Below are 15,971 nucleotides of genomic sequence, written 5' to 3'. Positions count from 1 at the left end.
GCGGCCCAGACACGCCTTGCGTCAAAACCGCCAGCCAGACCCGCGCACAGCGGCTAAGCTGATAACAGGCAGACGAGGCGCCAGGGGGCAGAGCCCGTTAAGCGGCAGTCTCGTGTTTTTCCGTGGAGCAGACAGGCCAGGCCGGTGGATTATGGGCGCGTTATGGCAATCGGATCCTCAGCACCGCGAACTGGCGTCGAACGTCTTGCCGACGGTCGACGACAAGCCGGCTCCGCGCCCACGCCGCTGGCGTCTGGCGTTTTACTCACTGTTGGTGTTGTCGTTGGTGGCCGCCGCCGCGCTGCTGGTCTTCGAGTTGCGCAGCGCGCATTTCCAGGCCCGTGAGCTGAGCCGCTACGCCGCCACCCTCACCTACCGCGTCGAGCCGGGCCCCAGCCCGGACATCCTCTACCCCGCCGACGGCCCCTTCGACAAACGTCAGGGCTACGCCTACCTGCCACTGATGCTGGAGCGCCTGCAGCAACGTGACTTCACCATCAGCGAGCAGGCGCGCTTCTCGCCGGCACTGATGGCCTACAGCCGTCGCGGCCTATTCCCGCCCTTCGTCGAGAAGAGCCAAACCGGCCTCAGCATCAGCGACTGCCGCGGCACGCCCTTCTATGAGTTCCGCTATCCACAACAGGGCTATGCCGACTTCGCCAGCATTCCGCCGCTGGTGGTGAGCAGCCTGCTGTTCATCGAGAACCGCCATCTGCTGGATACCGAGCAGCCGCTGGCCAACCCGGCCGTGGACTGGCCGCGGTTCGCCATGGCCGCCCTGTCGCAGATCGGCAAGGTGCTCGACATGCAGGACCAGTCCGCTGGCGGCAGCACCCTGGCCACCCAACTGGAAAAGTACCGCCATTCGCCGGACGGCCTGACGCTGTCGGCGGGAGAAAAACTGCGGCAGATGATTTCCGCCAGCGTACGCGCTTACCAACAGGGGCCGCAGACCCTCGAAGCACGCCAGACCATCGTGCGCGACTACCTCAACAGCGTACCGCTGTCCGCTGCACCGGGGCACGGCGAGGTCCACGGCCTGGCCGACGGTTTGCGCATCTGGTACGGCGCAGACTTCGAGCGCAGCAACGCCCTGCTCGACCCGGCGCGCACGCCGGAGGCCAGCCTGGCCGAACGCGGTCTGGCCTTGCGCCAGGTACTGTCGCTGATGATCGCCCAGCGCCGCCCCTCCTACTATCTGGCTCAGGGGCGCAAGGAAATGGAGGCGCTGACGGAGAGTCATATCCGCCTGCTGGCTGCCGGGGGGTTGATCGACGCCGAACTGCGTGACGCGGCGCTGACGCAGAAGCTGCAGTACCGCGACTGGCAGCAGGAATCCAACCTGCGCCCGGTGGAAAGCGACAAGGGCATCAGCGTGGCCCGCTCACGTCTGTCCAATCTGCTGGGCATGCCGCTGTACGATCTGGACCGCCTCGATCTGGCCGCACGCAGCACCCTGCAGCGCGACCTGCAGCAGGAGGCCAGCCTCTACCTGCAACGCCTGGCCGACCCGGAATTCGCCGGCAAGATCGGCCTGTTCGGCGAGCGCCTGCTGTCAGCGGAAAAGACCGCCGAGGTGCGCTACAGCTTTACCCTGTTCGAACGCACCGCCACCGGCAGTCGGGTGCGCGTGCAGACCGACAGCACCGACCAGCCGTTCGACATCAATGAAGGCAGCAAGCTGGAGCTGGGTTCCACCGCCAAGCTGCGGGTGCTGGCCACCTATCTCGAAGTCATTGCCGAGTTGCATCAGCGCCACGCCGGAAGGAGCCCGGCCGAGCTGCGCAGCGTCGAGATCGCCGAGCAGGACTACCTGAGCCGCTGGGCGGTCAACCACCTGCTGGCCAATCCCGGCGCCGACCTGGCCAGCATGCTGGAAGCCGCGCTGGAGCGGCGCTACTCGGCCAGCCCGCATGAGCGCTTCTTCACCGGCGGCGGGCTGCATACCTTCGGCAACTTCCGCCGCGAGGACAACGGTCGCAACCCGACCCTGCGCGAATCGCTGCGCGAGTCGATCAATCTGCCGTTCGTCCGCCTGATGCGCGACCTGGTGCGCTACAGCACCTATCAGAACAGCGCCGAACTGCTCAAGGACGACAAGGACCCACGCCGCCAGGAGTACCTGCAACGCTTCGCCGATCAGGAGGGGCGGACCTTCCTGCTGCGTTTCTGGCGCAAGTACCAGGGCCAGCCGGAACAGCAGCGACTGGAAACCTTCCTCAGCGGCCTGCGCCAGACCTCGGTACGCCTGAGCGCCGTGCACCGCTACCTGCAGCCGCATGCCGACGAAGCCACCTTCGCCGCGTTCCTGCGCGCCCAGCTGCCGCAGGAAAAACTCACCGATCAGCGTATCGCGCGTCTGTATAAGGACTACGGCCCCGGCGCCTACAGCCTGCCGGACCAGGGCTATATCGCCCGGGTCCACCCTCTGGAACTCTGGCTGCTGGGCTTTCTGATCGAGAATCCGCAGGCGAGCTTCGGCGACGCCGTGGCCGCCAGCGTCGACGAGCGCCAGGAAGTCTATGGCTGGCTGTTCCGCAGCCGGCACAAGAGCGCCCGCGACAGTCGTATCCGCATCATGCTGGAGGTGGAAGCCTTCTCCGACATCCACCGGCGCTGGAAGAACCTCGGCTATCCCTTCCAGCATCTGGTGCCCTCGCTGGCCACCGCCCTGGGCAGTTCCGGCGACCGGCCGGCAGCGCTGGCCGAACTGATGGGCATCATCCAGAACGACGGCGTTCGCCAACCGGTGCTGCGCATCGACGAACTGCACTTCGCCGCCGACACGCCCTACGAGACGCGGGTCGAGCGCAACACCCAAGGCGCCAAGCGAGTGATGGCCTCGGAAGTGGCCGCCGCGCTGCGCAATGCACTGTCCCAGGTGGTCGAGGGCGGCACCGCACGGCGGCTGCAGGGCACCTTCCAGCTGCAGGACGGCAGCAACCTGACCCTGGGGGGCAAGACCGGAACCGGCGACAACCGCATCGAAAGCGTCGGCGCTGGCGGGCGGGTGATCAGTTCGCGGGCGATGAACCGCACGGCCACCTTCGTGTTCTTCCTCGGCCCGCGCCACTACGGCACCCTCACCGCCTTCGTGCCGGGACGCGAGGCAGAGCGCTTCACCTTCACCTCGGCCCTGCCGGTACAGGTGCTCAAGGGCATGGCGCCGATACTCGCGCCCTATCTGGAACCGGGTGGCGTCACCCTTTGCCAGGCGCCCCAGAGCACGCCGCAGATCAGTTGGCGGTAACACGTGGTAACCAGAGCAGTGCCGGCGGGATGAAACCGCCAGGCGCAGGCGCAGTCCATGGCAGCATCACCCGTTTAGCTTATGAGCCTCGCCCATGCCTGCATCCTGGAGCGCCCTGCTGCGCCGTCGCCGCCTGAGCCTGATCATTCTGGCCAGCCTGCTGGTTCTGCTGCCCATCGGCTGCGCCAAACTGGAGCAGACCGAGCGCGAACTGGTGTTTCGCATCGAACCGGGTACCGCCCGCTGGTTCAGCGGCCTGCCGGCCGGCATCGAGGACGTGCAGTTGCAGTCCCCCGACCTGGCGGCCGACGAGAGCCTGCATGCCTGGTGGTGGCCGTCCTCGCGTCACGACGCGCCGACCCTGCTGTATTTGCATGGCTCGCGCTGGAACCTCACCGGCCAGCTGTTTCGCATTGAACAACTGCATGCGATGGGCTTTTCCGTGCTCGCCGTCGACTATCGCGGCTTCGGCCAGAGCCGCGGCGCGCTGCCCTCCGAGCGCAGCGTGTATCAGGACGCGCTGATCGCCTGGCAGCATCTGGCCAGGCTGCAGCCGGATCCAAGCAAACGCTTCATCTACGGTCATTCCCTCGGTGGTGCGGTAGCCGTCAATCTGGCACGCGAGCTGGCCGGCGAACGGCAGCAAGCGCAGGCTGCCGGCCTGATCGTCGAGTCCAGCTTCACCAACTTGGGCGATGTCGCCGCGGCGGTGACCAATACCTCGTTGCCGGTGCGCTGGCTGCTGTCGCAGGAGTTCGACTCGCTGAGCAAGATCGGCGAGGTGGGCATCCCCGTGCTGATCGCCCACGGGCGCGACGATCGCTACGTGCCGTCGCGCTTCAGCGAGGCGCTGTTCGACGCCGCCAACGAGCCCAAGCAACTGCTGCTGATCGACGGCGCCAACCATAACAATGGTCTGCGCATGGCTGGCAACAGCTATCGCCAGGCCCTGCAGGCGCTGGGCCTGGCGCTGAACTGAGCCGACAGCGAATTGCGCTGGCGCGGGCCGAACTGCATCCGGCGACGCACTGCTATTTCTGCTGGTGAAACTGCTGCAGGTAGAGCTGCTCCACCTTGGTCCGTGCCCAGGGCGTCTTGCGCAGAAAGGTCAGGCTCGACTTGATGCTCGGCTCATGCTTGAAACAGCGCACGTCCACCTGCCGGGCCAGCCCATCCCAGCCGATACGCTCCACGAGCGCGGTGAGGATGGCTTGCAGGGTGACACCGTGGAGCGGGTCTTTCGCGGTCATGGACAACCTGTACTGAGTACCGAGGCAGGGAGCGCTACCTTAGCCAATGCCAGCAGCGGGCGGAAGCCCGGCATCCATTGGATCGATGCCATTCCCATACAAAACTAAAACGGCCGACACCTTGCGGTGTCGGCCGTTGCAGCACTGGCTACGGAACATCGCCCGCGGCCAGGATCAAGCGTTTACGCCAGTTTGCGCTCGACGTCGTCGAACTGCGCCTGGACGGCCGCTTCCGGCTCTTCGGTGATCAGGCTGACCACGACGATGGCGAGAGTGGCGAGGATGAAGCCCGGGATGATCTCGTACAGGCCGAAGATGCCGCCCATGGAGGACAGCTGCTTCCACACCACCACGGTGATGCCGCCCAGCAGGATACCGGCCAGCGCACCGTTGCGGTTCATCCGCTTCCAGTACAGCGACAGGATGATGGCCGGACCGAAGGCGGCACCGAAGCCAGCCCAGGCGTAGGACACCAGGCCCAGCACGGTGGTGTCCGGGTTCAGCGCCAGGATCAGGGCGACGATGGCGATCGCCACCACGGCGCCACGGCCGATCCAGACCAGCTCGGCGCCACCGGCGTCCTTCTTCAGGATCGCCTTGTAGAAGTCTTCGGCCAGGGCCGAGGAGCTCACCAGCAGCTGCGAATCGGCGGTGGACATGATCGCGGCCAGTACGGCCGCCATCAGGATACCGGCGACCACCGGGTGGAACAGGCTGTTGACCAGCACCATGAACACGGTCTCGGCATCGCCCAGATCGGTCTCCAGGTAGCCCACGGCGACCCAGCCGATGGCCAGGGCAGCGAACAGGGTCAGTGCGGTCCAGCCCACGGCGATACGGCGAGCGGTGGGCATGTCCTTGTCGTCGGAAATCGCCTTGAAGCGCGCCAGGATGTGCGGCTGACCGAAGTAGCCCAGGCCCCAGCCAAGCAGCGAAAGGATGGCGATGATGCCCAGCGGCTGGCCCTTGGCGTCATTGAAGAAGGTCAGCAGCTCGGGGTTCTTGGCCACGATCGCGGCATGCGCGGCGTCCACGCCACCCACCGCGTTGAGGGCGAACACCGGCACCAGCACCAGCGCGGCGGCCATCAGCAGGCCTTGCACCACGTCGGTCCAGGCCACGGCGAGGAAGCCACCGAACAGGGTGTAGGAGACCACGGCCAGGGTGCCGATGACCACGGCGATTCGGTAGTCGAAGCCGAATACGGTCTCGAACAGCTTGCCGGCTGCGACCAGACCGGAGCTGGCGTAGAAGAGGAAGAACAGCAGAATGAAGATGGCCGAGATCACGCGCAGCGCATGGGACTTGTCGTCGAAGCGATGCTCGAAGTAGGACGGCATGGTCACCGAGTCGCTGGCTGCGTGGGAGTAGACGCGCAGGCGACGGGCAACGAACAGCCAGTTCAGCCAGGTGCCGGCCAGCAGGCCGATGGCGATCCAGGAGGCCTCGAAGCCGGCTACCAGGGCGTAGCCCGGCAGGCCCAGGAGCAGCCAGCCGCTCATGTCGGAAGCGCCGGCGGACAGGGCCGCGGTGGTCGGGCCGATGGAACGGCCGCCGAGGATGTAGTCGGACAGGCTGCTGGTACGGCGATAGGCAACGATGCCCAGCCACAACATCAGCACCAGGTAGACCACGAAGGTCACCCCTACAACAAGAACGTTCTGCTCGCTCATTTTGTTGTTCTCTTTCTGGTCACGGCCGCGGCCGTGGTTATGGTTCAAGCGACTGCAGGTGCAACCGCTGCCGGGTCTGACGCCCGCCAGGCGGGCCAGGTCAGATACGGGCAATGCCTTGGAGGCACACCCGGGGAATGCTCATGCCGCCATGGCGGCCCCTCTCCCTGGTTTTCGCCGCCGCCAGCTCGACATACGCCGCGCCGGTCAGTTGCCTCGTGCCCTGCAGCGCTCCTTACTAGCGGTCTAGCCTAGCAACGACGCTACTGCACACGAGACGGGCGAGGGGCGGAATGTAGAGGCTCCGGTGCAAGGGCTTCTTGCAAAAAACTCTGGAGTTTTTGCAGAAATCTCCAGGCCGGGGAACTTCTGGCGAACGCGCGTTCGGCCCCGGGCATACCCACGAAAGGCTCGCAGGCGCCTATCTCGCGCCATGCCGGCCGATAACCGTCAACCTCACCCTTGGCGATAAGGCAGGTAGCTGCGCGCCTCTTCGGCATAAGCCAGCACGCCAGGACGCTCCTGCTCGAGAAAGTCCGCAACCGCGGCATGTAGTCCGGGATGCAGCAGCAGATGCCAGGAGCGGGTGATCACCGGCTCGAAACCGCGGATCAGCTTGTGCTCACCCTGCGCCCCGGCGTCGAAACGCGCCAGCCCTTCGCTCACGGCCAACTGCATGCCTTGATAGAAGCAGGTTTCGAAATGCAGACGATCGAACTCCGCCAGGCAGCCCCAGTAGCGCCCGTAGAAGGTATCCCCGCCCACCAGGCTCAGCGCCATGGCCACCGGCCGCCCGTGCTGCTGCGCCAGCACGACGCGAAGCGCCTCGGGCATGCGCTCGGCCAGCAGGCTGAAGAACTCCCGCGTCAGATAAGGCGCCTGGCCGCGCACGTGATAGGTATTGGCGTAGCACAGGTAGACGAAGTCCCACTGCGCCTCGCTCAGCTGATGCCCCTGCAGCCAATCGAACTCGATGCCCTGCCCGGCCACCTGCTCGCGCTCCTTGCGTAACTGTTTGCGCTTGCGCGAGCTGAGGGCGTCGAGAAAGTCCTGAAAATCGCGGTAGCCGCGGTTGTGCCAGTGGAACTGGCAGCCCAGACGCGGCAGCCAGCCGCTACGCGGCTCGAGCAGCGCATCGCAGGCAGGCGTGGTGAAGTTGACGTGCAAGCTCGACAGCCCCTCGCCGGGCAGGCCTGCACTCAGCTCATCGAGCAGCCGTGCAGCAGCGTGCGGCTCGCCCAGCAGGCGGGCCCCGCTCACCGGGGAAAACGGCACGGCGCCGAGCAGCTTGGGGTAGTAGGCGATACCGGCGCGGCGACAGGCATCGGCCCAGGCGTGATCGAACACGTACTCGCCGTAGGAGTGCTGCTTGACGTAGGTCGGCATGGCCGCCTGCAGCCGCCCCTGCTCGTCGTACCAGAGCCGGTGCGAGGGCTGCCAGCCGCTGCGCCCGCCGACGCTGCCGCTGTCTTCCAGGGCGCTCAGAAAGGCATGGCGCACAAAGGGCTGCGGCGTCGGCAGCAGCGCATCCCAGCTGGCGGCCGGCAGTTGGGACAGTTGAGGCAAGGTGTGCAGAGGCATGGCGCCAGTCTGGCGAAAGCGGCGGACGAAAAAAAGCCCCGCCAGTGGCGGGGCTCAATTCAGGAGCAGAATCAGCGATGCATTAGAAGGCGTACTGCACGCGCATCACGAAGGCGTCACCGTCGTCGTCACCAGCGGTGTTGGTGATCTTGTCAGTTTCGGCCTTGACGTAGTTGGCTGCGACCTTGACCACGTCGTTGACGTACCAGTTCACGCCGACGGTGTGCAGCTTGGCCTTGGTATCACCCACTTCGCGAGTAGCGGTGGCAACGGTGACGTTGTCGTCTTCGATCTTGATGTTGTCGTAGCGATAGAAGACTTCCCAGGCGCCCAGCTGCTTGTCGGACGGCTTGATCGCGTCGAAACGCGCGCCATCCAGACGGTAACCGCGGGATTCGCCGGTCAGGGTGTAGGCCAGTTGTGCGTAGTAGCCGTTGGCCTTGATGTCTTCGATGCCAGCGCGGTCAGCCTTCAGCTTGCGTGCCAGGTACTCGGCCTGGGCGGAGAACGGGCCCATGGCGTAGGCCAGTTCGGCGCCCCAGGCGGAATCGCTGTCGAAGTCGCCGGCGACGCCCTGGAAGCCGCCGAAGACGGCGCGGTTGCCGTTGGTGCCGGCGTCGTTACCACCATTGGTGGAGACACCGCGTACGGTCAGACGCGGACGGATGCGGCCATCGGCAGCAACGTCGTCGAGACCGCGGTTGGCGTAGTTCAGGCCCAGGTGCAGAACGTTACCCGGCTCGGCCATGGGGGCGAACACGCCGCGCAGGTTGAACTGCTTGACGCTCTCGCCGTCGGTGTCGTTGCTGTCCTTGGCACTGACACCACCGGACATGAACGCCATGTTGCCGATGACCGAGCTGGCCTGTACGCCCAGACCGTTCTCGTGGCCGTTGACCCAGTCGGCGATTTCATAGATGGCGGAACGCTCGATGGCGGTGATCCACTTGGAGCTGGTGGCCTTCTCCAGACCGAAGTCCGGGTCGAAACGGCCGACACGGATATTGACCGGGTTGAAGCCGGTGTAGGTCACCGACGCTTCGTCGAAGTAACCGTCGTCGCTGTTACCGGCGTTGTGAGCCAGGTCGTAGCTGATAACGTACTTCCAGTCCTTGTAAACGGTACCGGACAGTTCCAGGAAGGCGCGACGGAAGTAGGCAGCGTCGGCGTTGTTGCCGTTGCGGGTGTAGAAGCCGTCGAAGGTGCCGTAGTCAGCCTGCAGACGGCCGCCCAGCTTGAAGCTGAATTCTTTGTCGGTAGTGGCGACTTCAAGGCCGCCCTTGGTCTTGATCACGATATCGGCGCCGTCAGTGGTGACGGTACCGGCGAAAGCCTGGGCGGAAACGGCCAGGGCCAGGGCGCTGGCTGCGAAACCGGCGAAGTGCTTACGGATCATCGAGAAATTCCCCTGTTGGACTTTTAGTGTTGAAAACACCCGAGCGCAGGGCTCGTTCGTGCTGGGGGGAATCTTGGCGAGGGGTTATTTCAGCTCAGTTGCTGATATATAAAGATTTGATGACAGCGGAACTTTTTACTTCTAATACGCATAAGGCAGCCTGAAGCTGCCTTTCCCGCTCAGGACGTATGCAGGCGTGGCGCGAAAAGGATGATGGCCGCACCCGCCAGACACAGCGCCGCGCCCAGCCAGTCGCTGAGCATGGGACGGGTCTTTTCGATCAACGCCAGCCAGGCCAGCGAGGCGACGATATACACACCACCGTAGGCCGCGTATGCACGCCCGGCGAAAGAGGCCTCCACTCGCGTCAGGATCAGCGCGAACAGAACCAGGCTGAGCAGGCCCGGCGCGATCCACCAGGCGCTGCGATCGAGCCGCAGCCACATCCAGAAGGCGTAGCAACCCGCGATCTCGAACACGGCCGCCAGCAGAAACCACAGATAACTGGTCATCCAGCCGCCCTAGCCACGCAACGTGCCCTCGCGTTCCCAGGCGCAGCGCACGCGCAAGGCGCCCTCCTGCGGGCTGTGGAAACCACTGTCGGACTCCCAGCGGAAGGTGTGCATGCCATTGAGCTCGGTCTCCAGGTGCACCACCGCACTGGCCCAGTACAGGCGTTTGAGCAGCGCCTCGAAGGCTTCGATCCACAGGTTCCACTCGTACTCCACCGCGCCGTAGCTGGCGCCGAAGTGGATCACCTGGGTCTGGTACAGGCCCGCCCCCGGCAGTTCGCAGAAGGAAAACATCTCGCGGCCGAGGAAAGGCCACAGGTCGCCGGCCGGCAGCTCGGCCAGCACGCCGTGGTTGGTTTCCCGACGCAGGCGACGCAGCTCGGGATCATCCGAGGGCCAGTCGCGGATACAGCCATAGACGATGGATTCGGACTCCACACCGGCACTCCTGAAAAAGCAGAACGCCTTCTAACACAGCGCGCCAGGGCAAGAAAGGAACTGGCGCGAATTCTTCAACGCGAGCGCCGCTGGCTGCGCCCGAGCAACCAGGCGACCAGCGTCATCAGCAGGGCAAGAGCGGTCAGTACCGCGAACGGCAGGCGATAGCTGCCGGACAGATCGCGCGCCAGACCGGTGAGTATCGGCGTCATGCAGGCCAGGCAATAGCCGGTGAACAGCATCATCGCGGTCCAGCGGCTGACCGCCAGCGGCGAGCCGGCCTCGTAAAGCGGCAGCACCAGCGACAGCGCGAACGAGCCACCGAGGCCGAAACCGATCAGCAGTGCCCAGAGCTCAGGCAACAGGGTCGGCGCAAAGCTGATCATCGCCAGGCACAGGCTGCTCAGCGCGCCACAGGCCAGCAGCAGTGGATAGCGCGCATCGAAGCGCTGCGCCAGCCAGGGCAGCAGGAAGGAGCTGGGCAAGCCCATCAGCATGGAAATGCTCAGCAGCGAGTTGCTGCGCAGCAGACTCAGCCCGGCTTCGTGATAGCGCGCCACCACCCAGGTCGCCAGGGCGTAGAACAGCCCCGCCTGCAGGGCGAAGAAACCGCTGATCAGCCAGGCACGCGGCTGTCGCCAGGGTAGACCGCCCTCCTGCGCTTCGCCGCTGCCCACCTGGTTGGGCAGGTAGAGCCAGAGCAGCACGGCCAGCGCAGCGGGCAGCGCCCAGATCGCCAGGCCCAGATGCCAGGCATCGCCGAACAGGCTGGTCGCCGGCGCCGTGAGCACCGCGCCGCCGGCGCCGCCGATGGCCATGCCGAGCGAATACCACCCCACCACGCGGCCCATCTGGCCGGAGAAGTAGCGTTTGATGAAACCCGAGAGCAAGGGCCCGGCGACGGCGATGGCGGCGCCGAGAGCGATGGCACTGCCGATCAGTACGGCGCTCTGATGCGCCGCCAGGCGCGCCAGCAGGGCCAGGCTGATCAACCCCAGACACAGCACTATGGTGCGCTCCAGGCCCCAGCGCAGGGCCAGCCGCGGCGCCAGTGGCGCAAGCAGGCCCATGCACAGTACCGGCAGCGCGGTGGTCAGGCTGATGAAGCTGCGGCTCAGCGACAGCTCGGTGGCAATCCGCTCGATCAGCGGAGCAAGGGAGGTGATGCCGGGGCGCAGGTTGATCGCCGCCAGCACCAGAGCCATCAATAGCAAGGCCCGAGGCATCGGTTTCACGGGGTATCCAGGGTCAGAACGGCAGGCAGGCCGGGTCGGCCACCCTACCCCTGCAGGCCGCATCGGGCAAGCCTGCAGGCGCATTTAGCTGACCTTATGGTCAGTTTGCAGCCTTGCCCTTGCTGCGCATCTTCTCGGCCATGTTGGCCATCTCGTCATACAGCGCCTGCGGATTCTTCTGCTTCAGTGCCCAGGCCATGCGCCCCATTTCATGCGGCAGGATCATGAAGCTGCCCTTGGCCATCTCCGCGTGGATGTACTCGGCGATATCCGCCGCGCTGATCGGCGAGCTTTCCAGCAACTTGCCCACCTGCGCCTTCATCGCCGGGGTTGGCCCGCGAAAGGAGTCCAGCAGATTGGTCTGGAAGAACGACGGGCAGACCACGTGCACACCGATCTCCTGCTGACGCAGCTCGATCAGCAGACTTTCCGACAGCGCGACCACGCCGGCCTTGGCCACGTTGTAGTTGCTCATCGCCGGCCCCTGCATCAGTGCGGCCATCGAGGCGATGTTGACGATCTTGCCCTTGCTGCGCTGCAGCAGCGGCAGGAAGGCCTTGCAGCCTTTGACGACGCCCATCAGGTTGATGGAGATCTGCCAGTCCCAGTCCTCGAGCGACAGCTCGTCGAAAAAGCCGCCCGAGGCGACCCCGGCGTTGTTGACGATGATGTCGATGCCGCCGAACTGCTCCTCGCACGCCTGCGCCAGCGCCGTCAGCTGGCTGTAGTCACGCACGTCGCAACGACGGGTGAAGCCATCACCGCCCGCTTCGCGCACCAGCTTGAGGGTCTCGGTCAGGCCCGCCTCGTTGATATCGGCCAGGGCCAGATGCCAGCCTTCCCGGGCCCAGCGCAGCGCGATCTCACGTCCCAATCCGGAACCAGCGCCAGTGATCATCATGCGGTTTTGCATAGCGGGCCTGCCTTGAATGTTTGATTGCAATGGCTGGCAGTGTAGCGAAGGCCATAGTGCTGCCGGCCCTCCATCAGACTTATGAATAGGCGGAGCAAAAACATCGCGCGTAGGGTGTCGCGATTGGAATGCCGATCCGTAGGGTGCGCCATGCGCACCGACCTCGCCACCGCATCCTAAGAGCCGGCCACCCGGAACCAGCAACAGCCGCGGTGCGCATGGCGCACCCTACGATTCGTTGCCCCTAGGCAGCGCGCTTGCGCCAGCGCCACAGCAGCCAGGCATAGACCGCTCCATTGACCAGCACGACCACGCCCCCCAGCCACAACTGGATCTGCGGCGTCAGACCGGCCGGATAGATCAGCGGTATCAGGTAGTGCTCGATGAAGCCACCGTCATAACCGGACTGCCCTGCCGCCTGGCGCAGCTGGTTCTCCCAGGGCGTCAGCGGACACAACAGATGAAAGAACTCAACCACCGCTCCCCAGGCCACCGCCGGCAGGTGCAGCCAGACCAGGCGTGGCCAGCGCAGCAACAGCAGGCCGCCAAACAGCACGAACAGGATGAAGCCCAGATGGATCAGCACCAGCGCATCGGCAGCTACCCGCCACAGCATTTCTCTCTCCCGTCAAAAATAGATCGCAACTTTCAAAGCAATAAAACCGATTAACCGCAGCTATCGCGACCATGTAAAGGTCATATTTCCCGACCTGACCGGCCAGGACTAGCCTTGTACCAAGACGAAACGATTCTCATCGAGGTGCATCATGCTCAAGACCCTGACCTTCACCATCATGCACTTCTGCATCGCCTTCGGCGTCGCTTACGTTTTGACCGGCAGCATTGCCGTGAGCGGCCTGGTCGCCGCGGTGGAGCCGCTGTGCAATTCGGTGGGCTTCTACTTCCACGAGAAGATCTGGGCCCGCCTGGAAGCGAAGAAGCGCGCCAGCAGCATTCCCAAGCATGCCTGGTTGCACCATCAGGCCTGAAAACCGGCTTGCCAGAGCCCCGGGCACCCGCGGCATACTCGGCGGCATCCACAAGGAGCCGCCATGTCCAAGCTGAGCCTGCGCCCCGCGCAACCCGCCGATATTTCACTGATTCTCGACTTCATCCAGGAACTGGCCGAGTACGAGCGCCTCAGCGATCAGGTGGTTGCCGACCCGCTGCTGATGACCGAGCACCTCTTCGGCCCTCGCCCATTCGCCGAAGTGCTGATCGGTGAGGTGGACGGCGAAGCCGCCGGTTTCGCCCTGTTCTTCCACAACTACTCCACCTTCCTCGGCCGCCCCGGCATCTATCTGGAAGACCTCTACGTGCGCCCCGCGGCCCGCGGCGCCGGCCTCGGCAAAGCGCTGCTGAGCGAACTGGCGCGCCTGGCGGTCAGTCGCGGCTGTGGCCGTCTGGAGTGGTCTGTGCTGGACTGGAACCAACCGGCCATCGGCTTCTATGAAAGCCTGGGAGCCACGGCGCAGGACGAATGGACCGTCTACCGCCTGAGCGGAACCGCGCTCAAGGCGCTGGCCGATCAAACGCGCTGAAGGCAGCCTGGCACTTTGCCCAACTTCTTGCTGTCATAAGCGAGCTGTTGAATCCAGACGTTCTCTTATTAAAGGGACTTGCCACATGCCCAGCCTTGCCCGACTCGCCGCCCTGCTCGGCGGCCTGGTCTTCTGTGCCTCCAGCATGGCCACGGATATAGATGTGGAGAGCTATGGCTTTCCATTGGCCAATCCGTTCGAGGCGACCATCGCCACCACCCCGCCGGAACTGCGCCCGGCGCTACCGAAAGATGGCGACATCAATCAGCGTGACTACGCCGTGCGCATCCGCCCGGACCGCGAGTTCGAGCTGCTGGCCAACTTCTGGCCGGTGACCAAACTGCAGTACCGCCTGGCCCAGCAGAAGGGCCGCGCGCCGCTGATCTTCATCATCGCCGGCACCGGCGCCCACTATGCCACCGGCACCAACGAATACCTGAAGAAGCTGTTCTATGGCGCCGGCTTCCATGTGGTGCAGCTGTCCTCACCGACCAGCTACGACTTCATGGCCGCAGCCTCGCGCTTCGCCACGCCGGGATACAGCCCGGACGATGCCGACGATCTCTACCGCGCCATGCAGGCGGTACGCGCCCAGCACCCGCACCTGGAAGTCAGCGACTTCATGCTCACCGGCTACAGCCTGGGCGCCCTGCATGCCGCCTTCGTCAGCCAGATCGACGAGACCCGCCGGGCCTTCGATTTCAAGCGCGTGCTGCTGCTCAACCCGCCGGTGAACCTCTACACCTCCATCAGCAATCTCGACAAGCTGGTGCAGACCAGGGTCCAGGGTATCGACAACAGCACCAACTTCTATGACCTGGTGCTGGGCAAGCTCACCCGCTATTTCCACGACAAGGGCTACCTGGATATCAACGAGGCCATGCTCTACGACTTCCAGCAATCCACGGAAAAGCTCTCGGACGAGCAGATGGCCATGCTGATCGGCACCTCGTTCCGCTTCTCCGCCGCCGACATCGTGTTCACCTCGGACCTGCTCAACCGTCGCGGCCTGATCACCCCACGCGGCTACCGCATCACCGAGGGCACCAGCCTCACGCCCTTCTTCCAGCTGGCACTGCGCTGCGATTTCGACTGCTACATCGCCGAACAGCTGATGCCGATGTGGCGCGCGCGCTACGACGGCGGCAGCCTCAACCAGCTGATCGACCAGACCAGCCTCTATGCGCTGGAGAATTACCTGCAGAACACCGACAAGGTGGCCGTGATGCACAACGCCGACGATCTGATCCTCGGCCCGGGCGACATCGGCTTTCTGCGCCGCACCTTCGGCGAGCGGCTGACCCTGTACCCGCGCGGCGGGCACTGCGGCAACCTCAACTATCGCGTCAACAGCGACGCCATGCTGGAGTTCTTCCGTGGCTAAGCACAGCACTCTCCTCATCGCCCTGCTGCTGGCCAGCGGGCCGGCGCTGGCCGATCGGCAGGTCGATGCCGACGGTTTCACCAACCCGTTGCAGAACCTGAACTTCAACCCCGGGCTCGATCAGCAGGAATTCGAACGTGCCTCCAACGATGCGCTGCAGGTCTACGACCCGCTCGAGTCGTGGAACCGCCGCATCTATCACTTCAACTACCGCTTCGATCAGTGGGTATTCCTGCCGGTGGTGGATGGCTACCGCTATATCACCCCGGACCTGGTGGAAACCGGCGTCCACAACTTCTTCAGCAACCTCGGCGAAGTGCCCACCCTGGCCAACAGCCTGCTGCAGCTCAAGGGCAAGCGCGCGATGAACAGCACCGCGCGCCTGCTGTTCAATACCATCCTCGGCGTAGGCGGCCTGTGGGATCCGGCGACCCACATGGGCCTGCCCAAGGTGCGCGAGGATTTCGGCCAGACCCTGGGCCACTATGGCGTCCCCGCCGGGCCCTACCTGATGCTGCCGTTGCTGGGCCCCTCCAACCTGCGCGACACCACGGGTCTGGTGGCCGACTATGGCCTGGCCACGGCGGTCAACTACCTCGACGTGGCCGAGGCCAGCCGCGCCAATCCCGGTATCACCCTGCTGGACGTGGTGGACCAGCGCGCGAACACCAACTTCCGCTACGGCCAGCTCAACTCACCGTTCGAGTACGAGAAGATTCGCTACTTCTATCATGAGTCGCGCAAGCTGAAGATCGCCGACTGAGCGCCGCCTAAATATCGACGAAATCGATATTTAGG

The 15,971-nt window shown here is 64.8% G+C and carries 15 protein-coding genes; 6 read left to right on the top strand and 9 right to left on the bottom strand.

The genetic code is table 11. From position 1 onward, the window contains the following. Positions 1 to 151 precede the first annotated feature (151 nt). On the top strand, positions 152 to 3,250 hold the full coding sequence (locus tag L1F06_RS06310) for a transglycosylase domain-containing protein (RefSeq protein WP_129483483.1): 3,099 nt from the start codon (positions 152 to 154) through the stop codon (positions 3,248 to 3,250). A 94-nt stretch (positions 3,251 to 3,344) separates the two neighbouring features. Further along, positions 3,345 to 4,229, top strand: a complete 885-nt coding sequence (locus L1F06_RS06305) for an alpha/beta hydrolase (protein WP_129483482.1) — start codon at positions 3,345 to 3,347, stop codon at positions 4,227 to 4,229. A gap of 52 nt (positions 4,230 to 4,281) precedes the next feature. Here L1F06_RS06305 and L1F06_RS06300 read toward each other — a convergent pair whose 3' ends face one another. The 9 genes from L1F06_RS06300 to L1F06_RS06260 form a co-directional block, all read right to left on the bottom strand. After that, a complete protein-coding gene (locus L1F06_RS06300; RefSeq protein ID WP_129483481.1) occupies positions 4,282 to 4,500 on the bottom strand; it encodes a VF530 family protein in 219 nt (72 codons plus the stop codon). Positions 4,501 to 4,682: 182 nt separating this feature from the next. Then, on the bottom strand, positions 4,683 to 6,173 hold the full coding sequence (putP, locus tag L1F06_RS06295; RefSeq protein WP_129483480.1) for a sodium/proline symporter PutP: 1,491 nt from the start codon (positions 6,171 to 6,173) through the stop codon (positions 4,683 to 4,685). A 456-nt stretch (positions 6,174 to 6,629) separates the two neighbouring features. Beyond that, the gene (locus L1F06_RS06290; RefSeq protein WP_129483479.1) at positions 6,630 to 7,754 is read right to left on the bottom strand and encodes a GNAT family N-acetyltransferase; all 1,125 of its coding nucleotides are present in this window, start codon (positions 7,752 to 7,754) and stop codon (positions 6,630 to 6,632) included. Positions 7,755 to 7,836: 82 nt separating this feature from the next. Further along, positions 7,837 to 9,150 carry an OprO/OprP family phosphate-selective porin gene (locus L1F06_RS06285; protein ID WP_096827155.1) on the bottom strand — a complete coding sequence of 438 codons (1,314 nt, stop codon included), beginning with the start codon at positions 9,148 to 9,150 and terminating at the stop codon, positions 7,837 to 7,839. Between the two features lie 179 nt (positions 9,151 to 9,329). Further along, positions 9,330 to 9,662 (bottom strand): YnfA family protein, encoded by a 333-nt coding sequence (locus L1F06_RS06280; RefSeq protein ID WP_003241623.1) that lies wholly within the window; start codon positions 9,660 to 9,662, stop codon positions 9,330 to 9,332. Positions 9,663 to 9,671: 9 nt separating this feature from the next. Continuing rightward, positions 9,672 to 10,100 (bottom strand): hypothetical protein, encoded by a 429-nt coding sequence (locus L1F06_RS06275; RefSeq protein ID WP_003241621.1) that lies wholly within the window; start codon positions 10,098 to 10,100, stop codon positions 9,672 to 9,674. A gap of 74 nt (positions 10,101 to 10,174) precedes the next feature. Then, positions 10,175 to 11,305: an MFS transporter gene (locus tag L1F06_RS06270; RefSeq protein WP_096827157.1), complete on the bottom strand. Its 1,131-nt coding sequence runs from the start codon at positions 11,303 to 11,305 to the stop codon at positions 10,175 to 10,177. 130 nt (positions 11,306 to 11,435) lie between these two features. After that, complete coding sequence (locus L1F06_RS06265) at positions 11,436 to 12,248, bottom strand: SDR family oxidoreductase (RefSeq protein ID WP_129483478.1); 813 nt, start codon at positions 12,246 to 12,248, stop codon at positions 11,436 to 11,438. Positions 12,249 to 12,492: 244 nt separating this feature from the next. Further along, a complete protein-coding gene (locus L1F06_RS06260; protein ID WP_003241615.1) occupies positions 12,493 to 12,864 on the bottom strand; it encodes a DUF2784 domain-containing protein in 372 nt (123 codons plus the stop codon). 151 nt (positions 12,865 to 13,015) lie between these two features. Between L1F06_RS06260 and L1F06_RS06255 the strand changes: the two genes are divergently transcribed. From L1F06_RS06255 to L1F06_RS06240, 4 genes are all read left to right on the top strand, one after another. Next, positions 13,016 to 13,237: a DUF2061 domain-containing protein gene (locus tag L1F06_RS06255; RefSeq protein WP_003241614.1), complete on the top strand. Its 222-nt coding sequence runs from the start codon at positions 13,016 to 13,018 to the stop codon at positions 13,235 to 13,237. A gap of 63 nt (positions 13,238 to 13,300) precedes the next feature. After that, positions 13,301 to 13,789, top strand: coding sequence for a GNAT family N-acetyltransferase (locus L1F06_RS06250; protein ID WP_012017878.1), 489 nt, complete (start codon positions 13,301 to 13,303; stop codon positions 13,787 to 13,789). A gap of 85 nt (positions 13,790 to 13,874) precedes the next feature. After that, complete coding sequence (locus tag L1F06_RS06245) at positions 13,875 to 15,173, top strand: hypothetical protein (protein ID WP_003241608.1); 1,299 nt, start codon at positions 13,875 to 13,877, stop codon at positions 15,171 to 15,173. Further along, positions 15,166 to 15,936, top strand: coding sequence for an MlaA family lipoprotein (locus tag L1F06_RS06240; protein ID WP_003241605.1), 771 nt, complete (start codon positions 15,166 to 15,168; stop codon positions 15,934 to 15,936). Before L1F06_RS06245 ends, L1F06_RS06240 begins: the two co-directional genes overlap by 8 nt. Positions 15,937 to 15,971: the final 35 nt, after the last annotated feature.

This window comes from Pseudomonas hydrolytica (assembly GCF_021495345.1).
Taxonomy (GTDB): domain Bacteria; phylum Pseudomonadota; class Gammaproteobacteria; order Pseudomonadales; family Pseudomonadaceae; genus Aquipseudomonas; species Aquipseudomonas hydrolytica.
The sequence above is the reverse complement of the archived record's forward strand: the minus strand, read 5'-3'. Positions and strand labels throughout refer to the sequence as shown.

Coding starts and splice junctions, on each gene's coding strand:
- L1F06_RS06310 (WP_129483483.1), top strand. CDS start 152: ATGGGCGCGTTATGGCAATCGGATCCTCAGCACCGCGAACTGGCGTCG.
- L1F06_RS06305 (WP_129483482.1), top strand. CDS start 3,345: ATGCCTGCATCCTGGAGCGCCCTGCTGCGCCGTCGCCGCCTGAGCCTG.
- L1F06_RS06300 (WP_129483481.1), bottom strand. CDS start 4,500: ATGACCGCGAAAGACCCGCTCCACGGTGTCACCCTGCAAGCCATCCTC.
- putP (WP_129483480.1), bottom strand. CDS start 6,173: ATGAGCGAGCAGAACGTTCTTGTTGTAGGGGTGACCTTCGTGGTCTAC.
- L1F06_RS06290 (WP_129483479.1), bottom strand. CDS start 7,754: ATGCCTCTGCACACCTTGCCTCAACTGTCCCAACTGCCGGCCGCCAGC.
- L1F06_RS06285 (WP_096827155.1), bottom strand. CDS start 9,150: ATGATCCGTAAGCACTTCGCCGGTTTCGCAGCCAGCGCCCTGGCCCTG.
- L1F06_RS06280 (WP_003241623.1), bottom strand. CDS start 9,662: ATGACCAGTTATCTGTGGTTTCTGCTGGCGGCCGTGTTCGAGATCGCG.
- L1F06_RS06270 (WP_096827157.1), bottom strand. CDS start 11,305: ATGGCTCTGGTGCTGGCGGCGATCAACCTGCGCCCCGGCATCACCTCC.
- L1F06_RS06265 (WP_129483478.1), bottom strand. CDS start 12,248: ATGCAAAACCGCATGATGATCACTGGCGCTGGTTCCGGATTGGGACGT.
- L1F06_RS06260 (WP_003241615.1), bottom strand. CDS start 12,864: ATGCTGTGGCGGGTAGCTGCCGATGCGCTGGTGCTGATCCATCTGGGC.
- L1F06_RS06255 (WP_003241614.1), top strand. CDS start 13,016: ATGCTCAAGACCCTGACCTTCACCATCATGCACTTCTGCATCGCCTTC.
- L1F06_RS06250 (WP_012017878.1), top strand. CDS start 13,301: ATGTCCAAGCTGAGCCTGCGCCCCGCGCAACCCGCCGATATTTCACTG.
- L1F06_RS06245 (WP_003241608.1), top strand. CDS start 13,875: ATGCCCAGCCTTGCCCGACTCGCCGCCCTGCTCGGCGGCCTGGTCTTC.